We start from the raw sequence: 21,154 nt of genomic DNA on the forward strand, positions 1-21,154 counted from the left end.
GCTATAGAATCAAATGATTCTAATAGCGTTCCAAGAACTTTCTTCCAATTCTTTTACTAATTCTTTTGAGTATTCTAATTGCCCTGTTGCAATTACCTTCGTTAGTTTTTCTAGCGGTTGATATACAATAATAATTAAAGCAACTGGAGGCAATGGACGAAGAAAACCTTTTGCGATTCCATCTTCAATAATATTCATAAAGAAGCCTATAAAATTGTCAAATATTTTCTTACTCTGTTCGTCAAGAAAATAACTATCGCAGTGAGAATTTGTAAACAAAAAAGCGTCCACATTGTTTCTCGCAAATTCAAATAAACGGTTGTACGTATGACTAAACTGTTCACGAATATTTGCTTCAACAGGAAAATCCGTTTTTATCACTTCAGAAAGCTCTAACATACTTTTTGAAAATAATGAGTTAACAAGCGCCTCTTTATTTTCAAAGTAGCGATAAATAGTACCCGCACCGACCTTTGCTTTTTCAGCGATCATTGGAATTGTCGTACCATCGTAACCACGCTCTGCGAAAAGTTGCATCGCAGCATCAAAAATATCCTCTTGTTTGTTTTTAGCCATTTTTTCCACCTCTATTTTCAGGAATGAAAATTCATTCCGTTTTTAATTATAAATTACATGGATTAAAAGTCAAGTGCGTGACTATGTATGTTGCGTCTTTAATTCCTTGTTTGTAAATAAAATAATATCAGCGATTCTCAAAATATATCGACTTACCGACAAAAGCGGGAACCAAAGAGAAAGCCGTCCCAAATTTTGTTTGAGACAGCCCAATTTCCTATTTATAACTTAAAAGAAATCATAAATAAATGCTTTACGTACCGGAACTATATTCTCAAACGCTCGTATTTCCTCTTCACTTCCGCTAATTAATTCTAGTTCATTAAGTTGTAACGGACGTTTGTATCCAAACATTATTGTAGATAATGCATTTATATCTAGCCTAATTCCTTTATCCTTTATTTCTTCTTCTATAATTGTTATTTCATGATTTGCAAGCCTCACTGTAACGTTATTCCACGGTGCAAATGAATCTGTAATATGTAAAATTACTTCTTGCTGTGCATTGTTCCAGTTCAACTCATATTGTTTTAAGAACTGCTCCACATCTACAATTCTGCCCATAAAATATGGTTTTATTTCTGCCTTCACTCGTGGCTCTTGCAGTGTATATAATAACGGTTCGTTTTCACTTACTGTCATTTCAAGTTCTTTAATCATAGAATCATGCTGACAAATAAAGTTCCACAGACCATTTCGTGCTTCATTATGCAGCGGAACAAATTCTTCTACTGTCATTTTGTAGTTTTCTATTTTATATAGCATGTAGCCAGTTGCCTTTTTATTTTCATCGTAATAAATCGCTAATGTTAAATCATCATAAACAGCTTGTAACCACCATTTTTCATCACGAACTAGCATACCAGAAAAACGTTCTGCAAATGTTTCATAAATCTTCTCGACTTCTTCTGAATGATTTTCTTTATTGAAACGTTTCACAGTACCATTTACTTGTTTTTTCATAACTAAATCACTCTTTGTCATATGACATACAAAGAGATTCGCACAAAGTTCCCAGCCGTATTTACGGTAAAATGAAACAGCAAATGGATGTAGCATCGATACTGTATATCCGTCATTTTTCATCGTTTGAAGTGAGTGTTGAAGCAATTCTTTTACATATCCACTTCTTCTATACTCAGGATACGTCGCTACCCCTGCAACGCCACCCATTTTAAATTTTTCTTTACCTATGTATATATGAAACGGAATAAGGTGCAGTTTTGCTGCTACATCTTCACCTTCCATAATACCGTATATTTCATGACTTTCTTTCATCTTTGTAAGTTGTTGCTGCAATCGTTCCTCATCAACTTTATATTGAAAAGCGTATTCCGATAAGCGTAATGCTTCTCTAAATCTATCTTCTTTTAATCGTATAACGTTCATATAGTTCTCCTCCATTCCTTGTTTGAATTGTACCATAATTCTCAATATTCCAGTGCGGCGAATGAAATTATATGAACTTAACGACACGAATCCAATATAAAAAGCAGATACATCCCGTATCTGCTTTTTATTACTTTATTTTGCTAACTTTTGAAGTTCTTCGAAGAATGTAGGATATGATACACCTACTGCTTCTGCGTCTTCAATTGTTGTTTTTCCTTCTGCTAGACAGCCGGCAATTGCAAGCATCATTCCGATGCGGTGATCACCGTAACTATTTACTGTATTACCTTTTAGTGCTGATTTTCCGTAAATAATCATGCCGTCATCAGTTGCTTCTATGCGAGCTCCTAGTTTCGTTAACTCCGCAACGACTGTATCGATACGGTTCGTTTCTTTTACTTTTAATTCGTGCGCATCTTTAATTACTGTAATTCCTTCTGCTTGTGTTGCCGCTAAAGCGATAACAGGAATTTCATCGATTAATCTTGGGATAATATCTCCGCCAATTTCAATTCCTTTTAATGAAGATGTTTCGATCGTAATGTTTGCTGCTGGTTCTGATGATCCTTCGTGAATTGGCTCTACAGTGAACATAGCACCCATTTTCTCTAAAACATCAATAATACCTGTACGAGTTGGGTTCATCCCTACATTTTGTAATACTAGTTTACTATTTGGAATGATTGCGCCTGCTACTAAGAAAAATGCTGCTGATGATACGTCACCTGGCACTTGAACGTCTGTTGCTTTTAACTTTTGCCCACCTGCAAGTTTCACTGTTTTTCCTTCGCGAGTTACTTTAACTCCAAATGCTTCAAGCATTCTTTCTGTATGATCACGTGAAATATGTGGTTCTGTAACAGCTGTTACACCTTCTGCTCGAAGTCCTGCAAGTAAAATAGCTGACTTTACTTGTGCACTTGCTACAGGTGAAGTGTATTCAATTGCTTTTAAATCTCCACCACGTATTGTTAACGGTGTAAACGTTCCTTCTTCGCGGCCATCAATGATTGCACCCATTTGTTTTAATGGATTTGTTACACGTTTCATCGGTCTTTTCGCGATAGATGAATCACCTTGTACGCAAGAGAAAAATGGTGTATTTGCCAAAATTCCTGACATTAAACGTATTGTTGTACCAGAATTACCAACATCTAATACAGCTTTCGGTTCTTGTAATCCTTCTAACCCTTTACCAACTACAGTGACTTCATCACCGTTTTGCACGATGTCTACTCCCATTTCTTTAAAGCAAGAAATCGTACTTAAACAGTCTGCACCAGGCAAGAAACCTTTAATTGTTGTTGTTCCCTCTGCAATCGCGCCGAACATGACAGCACGGTGTGAAATGGATTTATCTCCTGGAATTGTAATGTTGCCATTTAATCCGTTATTAACAGGTTGTATCGATCTTTCCTTCACGTTTTCACCTTCTCATTTAAATTGTTTCATAAGTTTGGTATTTTTCTTCTCCAAGCGCTAGCTTTGCTTTCATACGATCTTCTTCTCTTTGGAAGCTAATACGTAACACCCCAAGCAACCCTTCACGCGCTTCTAATATTTGCAAGTTCGTAATACTAATTTCTTCGCGCGCTAGAATACTCGTAATATGAGCCAATGCCCCTACTTTATCTAAGACATCGACGTATAAGTCGTGATAGGCAGGAATTGCCCCTCTCTTTCGTACTGGTAAAGAGTCACGGTATTCTTTCGCGTCTGCAAAATAGTTTTGAATCTCGCCTGCATCTCCGGTAGAAACTGTATCATATAAATCTTCCATTTCAGAGATCCACTCTTTTAATAATACCATTAAATGCTCACGATTTTGCTTAACAATATCACTCCACATTTTTGGGCTACTAGATGCGATACGTGTAATGTCTTTAAACCCTCCGGCAGCTAGTTGATGAATAAGTGGATTATCTCCTGCATGTTTCTCCACTTGTTTCACTAATCCTGCTGCGATAAGATGCGGAAAATGACTAACAATCCCTGTTACATAATCATGTTCTACCGTATTTAAAACGAGAAAATGAGATCCTGTTCCTTGTAACCAACGCTTTAGTTCTTCCACATGTTCATTTGGCACATGATTCATCGGCGTTAAAATGTAAAATGCATTTTCAAATAAATGCGCTTTTGCACTTTCAACTCCAGTCTTATGAGAACCTGCCATCGGATGTCCACCAATGAAAGATACTTCCTTTGAAAATAAAGCTTCCGCTTCATTCATAATCGTTCCTTTTGTACTACCAACATCGGTTACAATAACATCTTCTCTTAAACGAAATGACGCTAATTTGTGTAATAACTTCTTCGTTTCTTCAACTGGAGAAGCAAAAATAATTAAATGCGCCTCTTCGCATGCACGCTGTAAATCTACCGCTACTTCATCTACTACGTGTAATTCTTTTGCACGCCCTACTTGTTCTTGAAAAATATCATAACCTGTTATCGTTACATCGTGCTCTTTCTTAATTGCTAATGCGAGAGAGCCTCCTATTAAACCTGTTCCAATTAATACTACCTTTTTACGCATTTGTCTCATCTCGAGACTTTCTTTTTTTATTTTCAAAGTGTTGTTTTAACACCGAAATCACTCCTTCATTTTGCTCCCTTGTTCCGACTGTAATACGAACACCATTCGGGAACGGACGAATAATAAACCCTGCGTGTGCACAAGCTTCATAAATCTCCCCAGCATTCTCAACTGGCAAGAAGATGAAATTTGTTTGCGATGGATAAAATGGAATTTCATTTTCCTTACAAAAGCTTTCGTATTGTTGTAATCCCTCTGTATTCACACGAACTATTTCCTCAATAAATTCATCCTCACCAAAAGCGATCGTCGCTGCTTTTTGCGCTAATGAAGATACGTTAAATGGCAAACGTACGACATTTAATTTCTCGATTAGCTCTTCCTGTCCAACCGCATATCCAACGCGGAAAGAAGCTAATCCGTACGCTTTAGAAAATGTTCTAAGTACAAGAATGTTTTTATGCTTTTCTAAAAGCGGTAATGTCTCAGGGAAATCTTTTGCTGTTACGTATTCATAGTACGCTTCATCAATGACAATTAACGTATTTTCACTAATATCTTCAATAAATTGAGACAATTTTTGATCATTCACATATGTTCCTGTCGGGTTATTTGGATTACAAATCCATACGATTTTTGTATTATTATTTACCGCTAAAGAAATTTCGTCTAAATCGTATACGCCGTTATTTAAAGGGATTTCTTTCACTTCACAACCTTCAATAATTGCATGATGACGGTACTGAGGGAATGTTGCACCAGCCGTCACGATGTTATCTCCTGCTTTAAGTACTGCACGGCTTATTATTTGAATGACTTCATCTAATCCACTACCGCAAAGTACTTGTTCCATTTGTACATGTAACTTATTTGCAATTGTTTGACGGAGCGTTGTAGCACCTCCGTCAGGATATAAAGCATGTTCCAACCACGATTTTTGTAACTCATCTAAAACACGTGGCGAGCAACCGAATGGGTTTTCATTCGATGCTAATTTCACAAATGAATGATCTCCGTACACTTCTTTCATTTGTTCAGGTGATTTACCTGGTTTATATGGTTGTAATGATGATAGCTGATCTTTTACTTGCATGTTAAAACCACCTTTTTATTAAAATTCTTTTGCGTATTTGTTATGTTGCGTAATGTTTTGCTGAATTAAATCCATACGATCTTTTCCGAATTGTTCGACTAGTGCATGTGCAAGTTCCCATGCTACAACAGATTCAGCTACTACACCTGCTGCTGGTACTGCACAACTATCAGATCTTTCAATACTCGCTTGGAATGCTTCTTTCGTATCAATGTCAACACTTGCTAACGGTTTGTATAATGTAGGTATTGGTTTCATTACACCTCTTACGACTATTGGCATTCCTGTTGTCATACCACCTTCTAAACCGCCAGCATTGTTCGTTTTTCTCGTGTATCCTTGTTCTTCATCCCATAATATTTCATCGTGCACTTTACTTCCTGGCTGTCTTGCTGCTTCAAAACCAACGCCAATTTCAGCACCTTTAAATGCATTAATACTCATAATCGCACCAGCAAGTTTTGCATCTAATTTACGATCGTAATGAACGTAACTACCAACACCTATTGGCATACCTTCTGCAATGACTTCAACAATACCGCCGATCGAATCCCCGCTACTTTTAGCGTTATCTATCGCATCCATCATCTCTTGTTCTACTTCTTTATCTAAACATCGAACTGGTGAATTTTCAGTAATCGTTTGAATTTCTTCTATTGGTAAGTTTGAAATTCGTTTCGCTTGTACCCCACCAATTTCAAGAACATGCCCTGCAATTTCTACGCCTAATTCTTTCAAAATTTGTTTCGCAACTGCACCAGCAGCTACACGAACTGTCGTTTCTCTTGCAGATGAGCGCTCTAGTACGTTTCTTATATCACGATGTCCATATTTAATTGCGCCGTTTAAATCCGCATGTCCTGGACGTGGTTTTGTAATTGTACGTTTCATATCTTTACTTTCTTTTTCCGAAATTGGCTCTGCACCCATTACTTTCGTCCAATGTTTGAAATCATCATTTTTTACAATTAACGTGATCGGCGAGCCAAGTGTCATTCCATGACGAACACCACTTACAATTTCAACTGTATCAGTTTCAATTTGCATGCGTCTTCCGCGTCCGTGCCCTTTTTGCCTTCTTAATAATTCTTTATTAATATGTTCCGCTGTTAATGTTAAACCTGCTGGTACACCTTCTAAAATAACTGTTAACTGCGGCCCATGTGATTCTCCAGCTGTAATGTATCTCATTTCTCTTACCCCTTTACTATTTTTTTGTACAAAAAAGTCCCTACTGAGCGCTCAGTAGGGACGATGTTTATCGCGGTACCACCCTAGTTGTAGACAACTATCGTCTACCTCTCTTCTTCTTTAACGATCGTTTGACCGTCTTTCCCTCCATTTGCGGCGGGAAAGATGCTCCAAGGCTGTAATTCATGCTTACCTTTGTACTGATTCACACCGACCATCAGCTCTCTATAACAGGGAGATAAGCACTACTGTTTCCTCTTCAGTGCATATATGATATGGAATTAAGATAATTTATTTTTGAAACCTTTTAACTCATCCATGAATCTATGGAATTCTGGAATATCCATTTGTTGTGCAGAATCTGATAATGCAACCGCTGGGTCTGGGTGTACTTCAGCCATTACTGCATCTGCGCCAATTGCAAGTGCTGCTTTCGCTGTTGGTAATAATAAGTCTCTACGTCCAGTTGAATGCGTTACGTCAACGATTACTGGTAAATGTGTTTCTTTCTTTAAAATCGGTACTGCTGAAATATCTAATGTGTTACGTGTTGCTCTTTCGTATGTGCGGATACCACGCTCACATAGAATAATTTGGTCGTTACCTTGTGCAATGATGTATTCAGCTGCGTTAATGAACTCATCAATTGTTGCTGCTAATCCACGTTTTAATAATACTGGCTTGTTAACTTTACCTACAGCTCGTAATAAATCGAAGTTTTGCATGTTACGTGCACCAACTTGAATTACATCAACGTAGTCTAATGCCATTTCAACATCGTTCGGATTTAAAATTTCACTAATGATCGCTAAATCGAACTCATCTGCTACTTGACGTAAAATTTGTAATCCTTCTACTCCTAAACCTTGGAAATCGTATGGAGATGTTCTCGGTTTGAAAGCACCACCGCGCATTAATTTTAGACCTTGGTCTTTCATCGCTTGCCCTACTTGGCGAACTTGCTCTAAACTTTCTACCGCACAAGGTCCCATTATGAACGTTTGTGTTCCGTTTCCAATCAATTCACCTTTTACATTAACGATTGTATTTTCTTGTTTCTTTTTACGTGATACTAGTAATGCTTTACGGTTATCATCTTCTTGTAATTCTAAGCTAGCTTTGAAGATTGTTTTGAAAATATGTTGAACAGTTGACGTTTCGAATGGTCCTTCGTTATGCTCTGCGATCATATCAAGCACTTCACGCTCACGTACTGGATCAAAACGTTTCGTACCTTGTACTTGCTTTTGCTCCCCAATTTTTTGAACGATTTCACCACGTTTGTTTAAAAGGTGTAATAGTTGTAAGTTAATTTCATCTACCTGTTTACGTAATTGATCTAATTCATGATTTGCCATTTGGAAATCCTCCTCTAATGTTTTAAAAGTATAGTAAGAGAATGAAAAATTCTCTATTTTCTGAACTGATAAATTATACAAATTTTAAGTGGAATCGATACCTCTTCTTATTTTAAACGAATACTTACTATAAGGACACTATCGACTAGATAAAAACCCACTTTTTTGTACAAAAAATCCCTACTGATCCAATCAGTAGGGACGATATTTATCGCGGTACCACCCTAGTTGTAGACTTCTTTCGTCTACCTCTCTTCATTGTTAACGATCATCTGACCGTCTTTCCCTTCATAAAGACAATACTTATCTTTATTACGAAAAAGATGCTCTAGGACTGTAATTCGCTCTTGTTTTTGTACTGGTTCACACCAACCACCAGCTCTCTGTTACAGGGAAACAACAACTACTGCTTTTCCTTTCAACGCATATATATTTAATTTTCAAGTTGGACCACTAAAATACAAAAAGTCCCTACTGAATAAATCAGTAGGGACGATATTTATCGCGGTACCACCCTAGTTGTAGACTAACTTTCCGTCTACCTCTCTTCACTGTTAACGATCAATTGACCGCTTTTTCTTCATAAAGACGAAACTATCTTTACTGCGAAAAAGATGCTCCAAGACTGTAATTCATGATTATCCCTGTACTGGTTCACACCAACCACCAGCTCTCTGCTACAGTAAGACTAACCACTACTGTGATCTCTTCATTGCACTTTGTTTATTCAAATGTTTTTGAAATTGAATAAGTATGATTCGTATTATAGAACGCTTTTCAAAACACTGTCAACAACTTTTTATATATTTTTTAAAATTCCACTTCCGCCCTACATTTCTTCTTGTAAATTCTCCATAACAATTCCGATGCGAATTATCTCATTATCTATTGCATTTAATACATATTTTTCTACTCCATACTGGATTAATATTTCTTTTATTTGAATGATTTCAGTTTCAAGTAAATTGGCTTCCTGAAGCGTTTGTAATAAAGTAAAAAATACATTTGCATACAATTCTTTATACATTTCTATACTCTCTGTCTTTTCAAGTATTTCATTAAACAACTGTTTTAACTCCGTTTGATTCCCTTTTCCAACCACATCTGAAAATGTTTTTATTATAGATAATCCTCTTTCTACTATTTCATCCATAAATAAAATAATACGCAAAAGCATTACATATTCTCTAGCTGTGATTTCACCCATTTTCGGTCGCTCTCGCAAAAATACACTGAGCCATGATGCCCAAAATTTTTGTTGTTCTTTTGCACTTAGCGTTTTGACGTAATAGCATAAAAACTGCATAAATTTAATTTTATTTTCTTCATTTTCTTGTATAAGTAACGGGTATAACCAATCTGTTTTTTGCTCCCAATATAGTACACATTTAATAAATACAAAACTGAGCCATTTCAAGAAAGCTTCCCTCGTATGCGGATGTAATACTTTCAAATGTTCTACCGCATACTTAATAAATCGCTTCATCTCTGTAAATAAAGGTAAATTGATTTGCGTGTAACATAAGCCTGCCCATGCATATTTCGTAATCTCATTTTCCTTCTTTAAATCTAAATACGGTAGCAAATATTTTCGGCACCATTGCTTCTCGATATGATAAAGAAATGTAATATCTGCTACTAAACGCGCTAACATAAAATTTGTCCGTTCTGTACTAACTCTTACTTGTTCTTCAAATAAAAATAAATATTCATACACGTTACGATCGTATAAATGATCATATGATAACAGTTTTAATAATACAGCTGTCATTTTCCCAACAGGATGCTGGATCGATTCATTATAAAAGTCTTGTTTTCCAAGCTTAAAATCTGTATCACTTTTCATTACTTGAGGGAATACCGAAAAAGCAAAACGTTTCACACTGCGTATACTATTTTCCTCTAACTCTTCTAATCGATTACTAATTTCATATAGAAAGCTACTAATTAACCAATGAAAAGCAGTATTTCTGACAAATTTCTGTAATAGCGGAATTACTTTTTGGATTTGTTCATTTGTCAATCCTCGATTATTTCGCCACTCTCTAATACAAACGAACCATACTTCATTACTTATTTCGTGCATCCCAACTAATTGATAGGCAAATGAAATACTCCATTCTGTATTCAATTTACATGCTTTCGATAACATCTCTAAAAAATGGCTTTGTTCAAAAACACCGTCTTGAGAAAATTGACGAACTTGCTTCATAATTTCATCGTCTTTCAGCTGCAATAATCCATCAGCAGTTACATTACAAGTAATACTTTGATCTGCGGTCTCTTTCTTTTGTACACTATATCGATCAGAATGAAAGTGAGGATGTTTTTGCTTCATTAACTCATAACCTTTTGCTGTAGATGGACTATTCAAATCACAAGTGAATAATAAATCTAAAACTAAACAAACATCAAATGCTCTCTCCTCTGCAAGGTCCTTTAATACAATTTGAATAACCTCTTCCTTTGTTTTTTCTAAAGAGAGTACGAAATGATTTTTTATAAGTTGAAAAACTTCGTGTTTATACGTGACATCTAAAAGAAGTCCTTCCTGTAACAACCATTTCATTTTGGCATCGGCGCTAACGAATATATTTTTATTCATCGCATCAATTGCAATTCGGTTTTGAAGCATGCTGTTTGCTTCTATCATTTCTGTAATATAATAATTTGCTTTTTTTTCATTATTTTCACACAAATAAGTTAAACACTCTTTTACAATTTGAATTAAAAACGCAAGATCATTTTGCTGAAACTCTTTTTCAACATTTTCCTTATCCTTTTTTTTCAGTGCTGTTTGTCGTAGTGATAACATTCGCATCTTCTCTATTCCCATCATCATAATTGGTACGGCGTAATAGGAAATATAGGGTTTCATCTTCTCATTCCAAATTTGCTCCACATAAGAAAATGTAGACACTGGTAAACGACTCGATTCCTCGAGTTCTATTGATTCTTCTGTATCATTTCCCCATTTTCTCTCCCGCTTTAATTTAAGCTTTCCATCCAAAATAAACGTTAGTAATAATAAAGCAATCTCTTTATGCTCAGGAAAAGAACATTTTTGGAGTAAGTAAGAAATTTTTTCAATTGATTTACTATCTTTTTCAGCTGTTTCTAATAAAAGAAGTGTCCATCTTGCAAACAACAACGGGTCCATTTTAATTTTTGTTTCGTTTAAGTAGCTACAAATTGTTCTCCATAATAACGGAGATATTTTAGAATGATTTTTAAAAATTAATTGAAATAATTCTTTTTGATGACTAAAAAGAAATTGTTCCACTAACCATTCTGCAAGTAATTCATCTACCTCATTATCGTTTGATATAACTAAAAATAAATTTTGTAATTTCCCTTCCGCTTCAAGCCATTCCACCCATTCATAATCATGAGCAAATTCAACAAAGTAGCGGACTGTTTCAATTTTTTTTATGGATTGTTTTATGTATGATAATTGCTCCTGCTCTACTGACGGTGGAACTGTTACTATGTCACGAATCCGCATTCGTTTTGTAATATAATTATCTCCCATTAATTCTGCCCATCGCTTCACTGCTTTAACAAGAGATTGATGATTATTACCTTTATTCGGGTATACAATCGGCCGTATTCCTAAATGCTCCCAATGGTACGTATTTTCCCCTTGTGCAACAAATGCATAACGCCGTGTACTTGGCGGTAAACCAGTCGCTAAATATTTCATTACTGGGTCATTATGGCTATACCCAACGAATAAAACAGTATAATTCGAGAATAAATCAACTAAAAATCTTCTTGCCCATCCTTCGGTCAAGTAAGCCCTTCCAAAATCACCATCTGTTAAAATTAATGCCTCTTTCTCTTGTTCTATATTGCCATGTATGTAAGCGAGTCCTTTAAACGCTCTACCTGTAGGTAAAGCAGGTGCGTAATATACGTTTAATTCTCTATTCATTTCTTTCATCGCAGTTGTAAAATGTCCATCAAAATTTGTTGTTACAATGCGAACTTCCGTATCTAAAGGAAACAATCTCGGAATCGCATAATGCAGCGGATTTGGCTTTGACTTTTCAGTATGAACTAAATCTCTTGCAACTTGATGTACATCTTTTGTTTTCGCAATTTTACCAAGATAATAATCATGAGGTTCTGTTATTTCACGCGTTTCTACATATAACGTTTTTGCAATCTCATCAACTAGATCGTCAAAATTCGGTAAGTTTGATTTCCCTTTCATAGAAACTCCTGCTCCAACAAATAGTACTAACTTTCCTTGTTCAAGATGATCAATTAACTCATCTGGAATTTCTACTTCTGAAGTAATCCACACCCCGGATTCCCCCTTACCTAAAAATGTCATATACTCTCATTTTACTATAACATTTTTTCTTTGTTTTTTTAATATTTAGACAAAATTTGGACGTGAAAAAGTTTTATGTAAATATATTTGTTACAATGTATGAACTCCTAAATTTATTGTAAAACTATGTATAAATCGGAGGTGTAAATATTGAATGGTTTTACTGTAGTACTTATCAAATTTATATCGTGCATTATCGCATTTAGTATTGGACTCGCTTTATTTTTCCCTGCAACGTTCGTCCAAATTATTTCATTTAGTCTCTTTGTTACAATCGTATCCTATATGTTCGTCGATAAAATCATATTAAACCGAATAGGTAATACCGGTGCCATTATGTCGGATTTCTTGCTAACGTATTTAAGCGTATGGATTTTCGGTAATATTTTATTAGACAATTACATGCAAATTGCATGGGGGAGTTTCCTTTCCGCTACTGTCTTTACATTATCTGAAGTAATCGTTCATCGCTTTTCTAACTCCCACACAAGACACAACAATGATAACATTCATATTAATCGCCGCTTTGCATATGGTACGGAATTTGCTGAAGAACAGAATGTATTGGATAAAGATAAGAAGAAATAACATTGTGATGCAGGAGCACCCTTTTTAATTATGTGGTGCTCCTTTTGTGTCTTTTCATTATGGTGCGTGAAATTATACGAACGATTATTTCAAGATATCGATCTACCGAAAATATTTGATCCTATTTCTTACAATAAAAAACTGCCTCTTATTTAGAGGCAGTCACTTTCAAATCTTTTAACGCAACAACATTAGCAAACGCTCCAAACACTACATTATGATGTTTCACAATGTCTTCAGCACGTAACACTTCTGTATGAAACGTACTATGTGCATCACTCACTAACGTTACTTTATACCCTTCACTAAACGCTCTTCGCGTTGTCGTATCCACACAGTACTCCGTTTGCATCCCTGAAATAATTACGTGTTCAATCCCTTTTTCTTGTAATACTTCATTTAAGTTCGTCATATGGAATGAATCTGGCGTCGTCTTTTCAATGATACTGTCCCCTTCTTGCGGGGCAATTGCCTCATGCACTTTCCAACCAGCTGTACCTTTTTCTAACGGATGATCTTTTGGCCCGTTATGTTGTACATAAATAACTGGAATATCATTTGAACGACATTCCCCAATAAGCTCTTGCAATATTTCTAAAAACTTTTCCCCATTATGTACTGGCATTCCTGCTGTATACATACCTGCTTGCACATCAATTACTAGTAATGCTTTTTTCATTTCGCGCAGCTCCCTTTGTTTGTATTCCAACATCCAACAATCTTCTAATTTCCCCTCATGCAGCTCATGTTCCTTTAATATCTTCACTTTTTTAAAGCCGCATTTTTCATAACATTTTATCGCACGTTCATTATTTACTTTCGGATCCATTGCGATTGCTTCTGCTCCCGTGTTCTCCATAATATATGTAATTGCTGCCTGAACGAGTTTCGTTCCAATTCCTTTTTCCCAATAAGTCGGCTCTCCGATAAATTGATCCATTCCCCATACATTTTGTGATTCTTCATAGCCATATAATGTTTTCCACTCAGAATCAATTGAGTACATTTGTATGTAACCAATTGGAACAGCATCAAACTCTATTAAACATCTTTTTTCATGACTATTTGGATTATGTATAAAATGATTCAGTACCATTTCTACAGATTGCGGGTTATCGCGTCCTTCGTAATACCGCAAGACTTCTGGGTCTGTTAACCATTTTGAAATGATTGGTGCATCCTCTTCTATTACGTATCTAATCGATATATTACCTTTTTGAAATAGCATATAATACCTCTTTTTAATTATTTATATTTTTTCTTGTTGTGAAATCTTTCATTGCACCTATTAATGCGTATGGTAACAATGTAATCGCAAAAAATGCTGTAAACACATTAAAATGAGGAATTTCATATGGAGTGAACCATTCCGTGAAAAATTCAGAATGTAAAATTCTATTTAAAAACTCTCCACTTGGCTTAAAATTTGGTGCCCATCCTGTAATCTCACAAATAATAAATAGTAATTGAACAATTATAAATGCCCCTAGATAGCGAAACCATGTCCGTTTCCAAATCGGCTGCACCTTTTTTAATTTATATTCCATCTAGCTCCCACCTTTTTATTTCAATCCTATTAATTATACACTTTCCGCACTTTATTTGTTAAAATTTTCTATATACTCATTCACGCTGGGGGAATACATTCTGTCTAATCCTATACTTAAATCAACTTTAATCATTCTTAGAGGCAACTCCGCTTACTTTGATTTATCGTTAAAAGAAACGATTCGACGACATAACACAAGGGACCAACGACATGAATTTGGTGAGGATTCCCTAGAAAAATGGTATAATCCCCACGATACAATTGAAGTTCCCAGAGAAGCTGTTTTTACAGATAACTTCACGCAAAAAGATATATTTGATACGATTCTCACTGATGTTGCGATACAAAAATAAGACCGACAGAATATGTCAGTCTTATTTTCGTTATGTTATATTCTATATTTATTATAGAATTTTCACTTTAACAGTTTGTCTTCCCCAATTCATAGCTTTACTTTTTGAGCCCATTAAAACATCAATACGATTTCCTTTAATAGCACTTCCAGTATCACCAGCTATTGCTTCGCCATAACCTTCTACCCATACTTTAGATCCTAATGGGATTACTTTCGGATCTACTGCGATAATTCTCATATTCGGATTAGCCGTTAAATCATGCCCCATCGCAGTTAAAACGCGTCCACCATATGTACCATTTTCACTTGGATCAGCAGTATATGCAGTCGCTACTACCGTTAATTCACGTTTAGCAGACTGTATGTTATTTTTAGACTCTTCTTTTGCTTTTGCTTTTGCTATTTCTCTTGCTTTCGCCTCTTCCTTAGCCTTCGCTATTTCTCTTGCTTTCGCCTCTTCCTTAGCCTTCGCTATTTCTTGGGCTTTCGCTTCTTCCTTAGCCTTCGCTATTTCTTGGGCTTTTGCCTCTTCCTTAGCCTTCGCTATTTCTTGGGCTTTTGCCTCTTCCTTAGCCTTCGCTATTTCTTGGGCTTTCGCTTCTTCCTTAGCCTTCGCTATTTCTTGGGCTTTTGCCTCTTCCTTAGCCTTCGCTATTTCTTGGGCTTTTGCCTCTTCCTTAGCCTTCGCTATTTCTTGGGCTTTTGCCTCTTCCTTAGCCTTCGCTATTTCTTGGGCTTTCGCTTCTTCTTTAGCTTTTTCTACTTCTTGTACTTTCACTTCTTCTTTAGCTTTTTCTACTTCTTGTACTTTCACTTCTTCTTTAGGCTTTACTACTTCTTGTACTTTCACTTCTTCTTTAGGCTTTACTACTTCTTTTACTTTCGCTTCTTCCTTAGGCTTTACTACTTCTTGTACTTTCACTTCTTCTTTAGCTTTTTCTACTTCTTGTACTTTCACTTCTTCTTTAGCTTTTTCTACTTCTTGTACTTTCACTTCTTCTTTAGCTTTTTCTACTTCTTGTACTTTCACTTCTTCTTTAGGCTTTACTACTTCTTTTACTTTCACTTCTTCTTTAGGCTTTACTACTTTTTGTGTTTTAGCTTCTTCCTTAGCTTTAACCGTTTTTTGTACTTTCGCTACTTGCTTCGTTTTCTCTTCAGCTTTTTTTTCAACTGGTGCTGTACTTGATAGGAAAGAAACATTTGCATAAGCTGTTTTTCCTTTATACTCAAATTGCAGCCATCCGTCTTTTACTTGATGCGTTGATTCAATAACATCATCTTTTTTCAATCTACCAAGAATTTCTGATTCTGTATTTGCATCAGAACGGACATTTAACAAATTCGCTGTTACATGATACACATCTTTTGTAAACTCTGAACTGACAAACACTTCTTTACCGTTTAAATCAATTTTTGACCATCCATCTTCGGTATTTATTACTTTTAACTCTTGTCCCTCTTTTACCTTTTCAACAACTTTTGATTCCGTTGTCGGTTTTTCACGTACGTTGAGTACATCTGCTGTTACGATCGTTTCTGCGATAGCAGTTGTGGTAAAAGCCCCCAATCCCAAAACAGTTGCTGTTGCTGCGCCAATTACTTTTTTCATATTAGCCTCCATTACGTTTTTTGTATTCTATGAAAAATTTCCATAAAATCAGGAAATTTCACAGTGTATCAAAACATTTGCAACAGTATATTAATACCGCTTAATATACTGTTTTTAAAACTTCCTACTTCAATAGTATCAAATTCTCAATTCTAATTCTATACATTATCAATCTCCTCATCTTTTATAAACTCTTCATACCCTTCTTCATACTAAATAGTTGTCGCAATTCCCGCCAAAAATAAACTTACGATTGCTAAAAATTTTGTTCCGACTATAGCCCCTCTTAAATGAAACTTGTAATCTTTATAACCCTTCATCCCTTCTGTACTAGGAATAACAACAAATCTCGGGGTAATCCAGCAAAAGATTAGCCAATCAATTATAAACAAATCTACTAAATTAAAAATCATTAAAATACCAAAAATATGTAAATAGGCATCAATATATAATAATTTTTCATGTTTATGCAGTATATATGTAGAAACGAAAGGAGTACCGAAAAGAATAGCATTATATATGATATTAAAGTAAATCGTTTGCTTCTTTTCATCAATCGATTTTGGAAAAACTACCTTTTGAATATCTTTCGGATATTCAGTTAACGAAAGACGAGGATTATAATATAAAGATCCTAAAATCATTACGGATAGTACAATAGACATAATGACACCAACGTACATCATTTGCTCAAATGGATTCATATGCTTTATTCACCCTTTTCTGCATTCACTCCATAGTGCACGCACTTAATTACACATTGTATGTACGTTACTAACCAAAAATTAATAATTACCTTTAATAATCTTTTATAATTGAAATTATGATTTACGTGTCATTAAACTTTTCTGAAGAACATTAAAAATTAGTTTGGAGGAGTTATTATGAAGAAACTATATTTTAATAAATCTTTTCCCCTTGCTTTCCAGAATGGCAATTGATCCATATTCTGTCTCATTCTGATATACACGGGATTCATTCACAATTAAAAATTGGTTGCCACGCCTACATTCATACCTGTACAAACTACCCTTTTGATTCACTACTAACTTTTTACGATCAGGAATAATCGTTGATATATGCTCACCTATTATTTCATTTTCTTTACTCTGTAGCATGCTACAGAATAGTTTGTTGCTATATGTGATGATTCCATCATGACTTGTAACAGCAATTCCGTTATTCATTACCTGAAGAGCCTGACTAGTTACCTGCAAATTCATTCGTTCGTCCATATGCATTTGAAAGCCCCCTATCCAATTGTGCTCGTTCTCGCATGTATTATATATTCATTTTAAATATTTACTTTCCCTTGGTTTTTCCATTTGAAGTTATAAATTATTAAACTAGTAATATAGCCCATTAACCAGTGGCTTCTTTTTTTGGCACTAGCAAGAGTTTTATAATCTACTTTCTTTAGCTTCTTTTGAGAGAAGATTATTTCATGGGCTATTTGCAACATGCAGCAGGGACATGTTTAACACTTACATTTGATACATAAAGCAAGTTTAATAAAAATAAAAAACAGTTGACGTATTACCTTCTGTCAACTGTTTTTATTACGAATATTGGTGACGAAACCCATAATAGTTAGGTTTCCTTTAGCATAAAGTTCGGTCTCCTAGCTTCCAACTAAACCATCTCCCATGCCCTTCTGTTTCCCCAACCGTTTCACGATATTCGTTTCCGTTAATATAATAATCAATATGAAGGTCCCGGTCCCACATGTTGTTATACAGGTGGAATACATCACGTTTTGCACCGATTTCTTGTATTTGTTTTTCTAACTTATGTTTTACTTGTTCTGGTATTTGATTTGCGACGTGTGTATGGAAAATGCAGGTTACAGCATCTTCACTTATTTGTTCAATGATAGATGGTAATAACTCCACACCGTCTTCTTCTATTAATTGGACAGATTCGTTTTTTACTAAAGATGCTGCTTGGTCAAACATTTCAAGTCTTTCTTTATGTTCTGGCCAAATGAGTGCACGTAGCCATAAATAATCTTCCTCATTATGTAAATCATTCATATGTAAATCAAGCCCGATTCTTTCAACAACAGGTGGACTTACTTTTAGAAATTGGGGTACATTCTCCCCTCTTATTTCAGAAGTTAAATGTACATTTGAATTTATATTTCCGTATGTTTCATCTGTCCCGTACGAATAGCTATATTGATCCCAGAACAGTTGTAATCCAGAACTTGTCCCAATTTCAATTAACGCTAGCGGCTTTTTCACTTTATTAAATATGTAACAGAAACTTGGGTATAAGTACGCACATCGCCTTACTTCATTCGTTTGAACGAGTTTCGTTTGTACTAAAGTAATGATTTCTTCTCGATACTCTTTACAAAAATCTTTAAAGTGATCAAAAGCTTGATCTAAATTTGTATTCGTATTTTCAACTAAACTACTGTAATACGCTTTTAAAGGATGTTCTTTCCCTACTAGTAATAAATAATGTACGGCGCCTAATAATAAGTTTGGAATTGGTTGGCCTACTTGAGCGTAGGAAGATAGTGTAAGTACTTCCTCATCTTCAGCAATTTTTATTGATAAGTATTCATATAAGTCACTTGACCCTTTACATTCCTTTATTGAAAAATTTCGAAATAAGTTTGCGATTTGTTCTTGTGTACACATTGGTATCCCTCCTTTTTATTTTGCAGAATAATCATACTATTGTCAGGGATAAAATTCCATAAAAAGGTATCCTTTCTATCCATTCTACGATACGTAAGCTTTTTCGAGATAATTTCAAACTATAATTTTTTTCTATTTATCACCTTAAAAGAGCTTGTTAAATAAGATTTTTGGCGAATAAAACGTTAAATAGTTTAAAATTATCAGATAACACTAGATATTTTAGTCTATTAATTATTATAATAGAGTATGAGATGGTTATATAATTGAGACAAAAAAGGTATACACCTAGGTGGGGCCTAGGCGGTGTTTTCAATTTACGGCTTAGATATAAAAAAACACCTACTCTTTTTTGCCAATATAGGGGATGGAGAGATTATCATGAGCAACATGCAGCAAAAAACAGACGTTATCTTAATTGGTGCAGGAATTATGAGTGCAACGTTAGGCTCATTACTAAAAGAATTAGCACCTGAATGGGAAATTAAAGTTTTTGAAAAACTCGCAAGTGCCGGGGAAGAAAGCTCTAATGAATGGAATAATGCAGGTACAGGGCATTCTGCGCTATGCGAACTGAACTATACTTCCGAAAAATCTGACGGATCTATAGATATTAGTAAGGCTGTAAAAGTGAATGAGCAATTCCAGCTTTCAAGACAATTTTGGGCATATCTTGTAAAAAGCAAATTAATTCGTAATCCACAAGATTTTATTATGCCTCTACCTCATATGAGTTTAGTACAAGGTGAAAAAAATGTTGAGTTTCTAAAAAACCGTTTTGAAGCGCTTTCAAAAAATCCACTGTTTCAAGGCATGGAATTTTCCGATGCTCCTGAAACATTAAAAAAATGGCTTCCACTCATTATGGATGGTCGTACACCAAACGAACCGATGGCTGCAACGAAAATTGACTCTGGAACAGATGTGAACTTCGGTGCATTAACACGTATGTTGTTTGATTACTTACAAACGAAAAATGTCGAGCTTAACTACAAACATAGTGTCGAAAATATTAAACGTACGAAAAATGGTTTGTGGGAAGTGAAAGTACACGATATGAATAGTGGTAAAATCGAGCATCACACTGCAAAATTCGTCTTTATCGGCGGCGGTGGCGGTAGTCTACCACTACTACAAAAGACTGGTATTCCTGAATCAAAACATATCGGTGGATTCCCTGTAAGCGGACTGTTTATGGTATGTAAAAATCAAAACGTTGTAGAGCAACATCATGCGAAAGTTTACGGTAAAGCTAAAGTTGGCGCTCCGCCAATGTCTGTACCTCACCTTGATACGAGATATATAGACAATAAAAAAGCTTTACTATTTGGACCGTTCGCAGGATTCTCACCTAAATTCTTAAAGACTGGCTCAAATCTTGACTTAATTGGTTCTGTAAAACCAAATAACGTCTTAACGATGTTAGCTGCTGGTGTAAAAGAAATGGGACTAACAAAATACTTAATTCAGCAAGTTATGTTATCACATGAAAAACGTATGGAAGAATTACGCGAATTCATTCCGAATGCGAAAAGTGAAGATTGGGATATTGTAGTCGCTGGGCAACGTGTGCAAGTAATTAAAGACACTGATGCTGGCGGTAAAGGTACACTTCAATTCGGTACCGAAGTTGTTAGTGCGGCTGATGGATCAATCGCGGCGTTACTAGGTGCATCACCAGGTGCTTCTACTGCTGTTCACGTCATGCTTGAAGTATTAGAAAAATGTTTCCCAAGCCGCATGGTAGAATGGGAAGGAAAAATAAAAGAGATGATCCCTTCTTACGGCATTTCACTAACTGAAAATCCAAGATTGTTCCAAGATCTTCACACTTCTACTGGTCGTACGCTTGGATTAAATGAAAAAGAAACAGTTCATAATTAATGAAGGAATAAAAAACGTCCGATATATTCG

At 35.4% G+C, this 21,154-nt stretch carries 15 protein-coding genes, 3 pseudogenes and 3 other annotated features; of the genes and pseudogenes, 3 read left to right on the forward strand and 15 right to left on the reverse strand.

The window, feature by feature from the left end:
* Positions 1-9: 9 nt before the first annotated feature.
* The 8 genes from J0835_RS14175 to J0835_RS14210 all read right to left on the reverse strand — a co-directional run bounded on the left by J0835_RS14175 (position 10) and on the right by J0835_RS14210 (position 12,488).
* Positions 10-576 carry a TetR/AcrR family transcriptional regulator gene (locus J0835_RS14175; RefSeq protein ID WP_087980783.1) on the reverse strand — a complete coding sequence of 189 codons (567 nt, stop codon included), beginning with the start codon at positions 574-576 and terminating at the stop codon, positions 10-12.
* A 228-nt stretch (positions 577-804) separates the two neighbouring features.
* Positions 805-1,965 carry a GNAT family N-acetyltransferase gene (locus J0835_RS14180; RefSeq protein ID WP_140386786.1) on the reverse strand — a complete coding sequence of 387 codons (1,161 nt, stop codon included), beginning with the start codon at positions 1,963-1,965 and terminating at the stop codon, positions 805-807.
* Positions 1,966-2,100: 135 nt separating this feature from the next.
* Complete coding sequence (gene aroA / locus J0835_RS14185; protein ID WP_087980784.1) at positions 2,101-3,390, reverse strand: 3-phosphoshikimate 1-carboxyvinyltransferase; 1,290 nt, start codon at positions 3,388-3,390, stop codon at positions 2,101-2,103.
* A 16-nt stretch (positions 3,391-3,406) separates the two neighbouring features.
* Positions 3,407-4,507, reverse strand: a complete 1,101-nt coding sequence (gene tyrA, locus J0835_RS14190; protein WP_087980846.1) for a prephenate dehydrogenase — start codon at positions 4,505-4,507, stop codon at positions 3,407-3,409.
* Entirely contained in the window at positions 4,500-5,600 is a 1,101-nt protein-coding gene (gene hisC, locus J0835_RS14195) for a histidinol-phosphate transaminase (protein WP_087980785.1), read from the reverse strand. Before hisC ends, tyrA begins: the two co-directional genes overlap by 8 nt.
* 18 nt (positions 5,601-5,618) lie before the next feature.
* Positions 5,619-6,791, reverse strand: a complete 1,173-nt coding sequence (gene aroC / locus J0835_RS14200) for a chorismate synthase (RefSeq protein WP_087980786.1) — start codon at positions 6,789-6,791, stop codon at positions 5,619-5,621.
* A gap of 53 nt (positions 6,792-6,844) precedes the next feature.
* Positions 6,845-7,063 (reverse strand) — a binding site (T-box leader).
* Between the two features lie 9 nt (positions 7,064-7,072).
* Complete coding sequence (locus J0835_RS14205; RefSeq protein WP_001273578.1) at positions 7,073-8,149, reverse strand: bifunctional 3-deoxy-7-phosphoheptulonate synthase/chorismate mutase; 1,077 nt, start codon at positions 8,147-8,149, stop codon at positions 7,073-7,075.
* A gap of 194 nt (positions 8,150-8,343) precedes the next feature.
* Positions 8,344-8,580: a binding site (T-box leader), on the reverse strand.
* Positions 8,581-8,634: 54 nt separating this feature from the next.
* Positions 8,635-8,871 (reverse strand) — a binding site (T-box leader).
* 107 nt (positions 8,872-8,978) lie between these two features.
* Positions 8,979-12,488: a DUF4020 domain-containing protein gene (locus J0835_RS14210; RefSeq protein WP_087980787.1), complete on the reverse strand. Its 3,510-nt coding sequence runs from the start codon at positions 12,486-12,488 to the stop codon at positions 8,979-8,981.
* A 150-nt stretch (positions 12,489-12,638) separates the two neighbouring features.
* On the opposite strand from J0835_RS14210, the gene J0835_RS14215 reads away from it, so the two are divergent.
* Positions 12,639-13,076 carry a YndM family protein gene (locus J0835_RS14215; protein WP_001013096.1) on the forward strand — a complete coding sequence of 146 codons (438 nt, stop codon included), beginning with the start codon at positions 12,639-12,641 and terminating at the stop codon, positions 13,074-13,076.
* A gap of 148 nt (positions 13,077-13,224) precedes the next feature.
* Here the strand turns inward: J0835_RS14215 and J0835_RS14220 are convergent, their stop codons facing one another.
* The 3 genes and pseudogenes from J0835_RS14220 to J0835_RS14230 form a co-directional block, all read right to left on the reverse strand.
* Positions 13,225-13,755 (reverse strand): cysteine hydrolase family protein, encoded by a 531-nt coding sequence (locus tag J0835_RS14220; protein WP_242250108.1) that lies wholly within the window; start codon positions 13,753-13,755, stop codon positions 13,225-13,227.
* 15 nt (positions 13,756-13,770) lie between these two features.
* Positions 13,771-14,304: pseudogene (locus J0835_RS14225) on the reverse strand (GNAT family N-acetyltransferase); the annotation flags it as partial.
* A 13-nt stretch (positions 14,305-14,317) separates the two neighbouring features.
* Positions 14,318-14,623: a YfzA family protein gene (locus tag J0835_RS14230; protein WP_087980789.1), complete on the reverse strand. Its 306-nt coding sequence runs from the start codon at positions 14,621-14,623 to the stop codon at positions 14,318-14,320.
* 154 nt (positions 14,624-14,777) lie between these two features.
* Between J0835_RS14230 and J0835_RS14235 the strand changes: the two are divergent.
* Positions 14,778-14,978: pseudogene (locus J0835_RS14235) on the forward strand (hypothetical protein); the annotation flags it as partial.
* 51 nt (positions 14,979-15,029) lie between these two features.
* Here the strand turns inward: J0835_RS14235 and entB are convergent.
* The 4 genes and pseudogenes from entB to J0835_RS14255 form a co-directional block, all read right to left on the reverse strand.
* A complete protein-coding gene (entB, locus tag J0835_RS14240) occupies positions 15,030-16,592 on the reverse strand; it encodes a cell wall-binding protein EntB (protein WP_333728130.1) in 1,563 nt (520 codons plus the stop codon).
* Between the two features lie 212 nt (positions 16,593-16,804).
* Positions 16,805-17,296 carry a nitroreductase gene (locus J0835_RS14245; RefSeq protein ID WP_140386811.1) on the reverse strand — a complete coding sequence of 164 codons (492 nt, stop codon included), beginning with the start codon at positions 17,294-17,296 and terminating at the stop codon, positions 16,805-16,807.
* 207 nt (positions 17,297-17,503) lie between these two features.
* Positions 17,504-17,833: pseudogene (locus J0835_RS14250) on the reverse strand (PAS domain-containing protein); the annotation flags it as partial.
* Positions 17,834-18,193: 360 nt separating this feature from the next.
* Positions 18,194-19,240 (reverse strand): DUF2332 domain-containing protein, encoded by a 1,047-nt coding sequence (locus J0835_RS14255; protein WP_087980995.1) that lies wholly within the window; start codon positions 19,238-19,240, stop codon positions 18,194-18,196.
* 381 nt (positions 19,241-19,621) lie between these two features.
* Here J0835_RS14255 and J0835_RS14260 point away from each other — a divergent pair, with 381 nt between their 5' ends.
* Entirely contained in the window at positions 19,622-21,124 is a 1,503-nt protein-coding gene (locus J0835_RS14260) for a malate:quinone oxidoreductase (RefSeq protein WP_087981551.1), read from the forward strand.
* The last annotated feature ends 30 nt before the right edge of the window (positions 21,125-21,154 follow it).

The sequence above is a fragment of the Bacillus cereus group sp. Sample62 genome, assembly GCF_036851315.1.
GTDB classification, from domain to species: domain Bacteria; phylum Bacillota; class Bacilli; order Bacillales; family Bacillaceae_G; genus Bacillus_A; species Bacillus_A wiedmannii.

Excerpts from the sequence above, each read along its gene's own strand:
- J0835_RS14175 (WP_087980783.1), bottom strand. The coding sequence starts at position 576 with ATGGCTAAAAACAAACAAGAGGATATTTTTGATGCTGCGATGCAACTT.
- J0835_RS14180 (WP_140386786.1), bottom strand. The coding sequence starts at position 1,965 with ATGAACGTTATACGATTAAAAGAAGATAGATTTAGAGAAGCATTACGC.
- tyrA (WP_087980846.1), bottom strand. The coding sequence starts at position 4,507 with ATGCGTAAAAAGGTAGTATTAATTGGAACAGGTTTAATAGGAGGCTCT.
- hisC (WP_087980785.1), bottom strand. The coding sequence starts at position 5,600 with ATGCAAGTAAAAGATCAGCTATCATCATTACAACCATATAAACCAGGT.
- aroC (WP_087980786.1), bottom strand. The coding sequence starts at position 6,791 with ATGAGATACATTACAGCTGGAGAATCACATGGGCCGCAGTTAACAGTT.
- J0835_RS14205 (WP_001273578.1), bottom strand. The coding sequence starts at position 8,149 with ATGGCAAATCATGAATTAGATCAATTACGTAAACAGGTAGATGAAATT.
- J0835_RS14210 (WP_087980787.1), bottom strand. The coding sequence starts at position 12,488 with ATGACATTTTTAGGTAAGGGGGAATCCGGGGTGTGGATTACTTCAGAA.
- J0835_RS14220 (WP_242250108.1), bottom strand. The coding sequence starts at position 13,755 with ATGAAAAAAGCATTACTAGTAATTGATGTGCAAGCAGGTATGTATACA.
- J0835_RS14230 (WP_087980789.1), bottom strand. The coding sequence starts at position 14,623 with ATGGAATATAAATTAAAAAAGGTGCAGCCGATTTGGAAACGGACATGG.
- entB (WP_333728130.1), bottom strand. The coding sequence starts at position 16,592 with ATGAAAAAAGTAATTGGCGCAGCAACAGCAACTGTTTTGGGATTGGGG.
- J0835_RS14245 (WP_140386811.1), bottom strand. The coding sequence starts at position 17,296 with ATGAATCCATTTGAGCAAATGATGTACGTTGGTGTCATTATGTCTATT.
- J0835_RS14255 (WP_087980995.1), bottom strand. The coding sequence starts at position 19,240 with ATGTGTACACAAGAACAAATCGCAAACTTATTTCGAAATTTTTCAATA.
- J0835_RS14260 (WP_087981551.1), top strand. The coding sequence starts at position 19,622 with ATGAGCAACATGCAGCAAAAAACAGACGTTATCTTAATTGGTGCAGGA.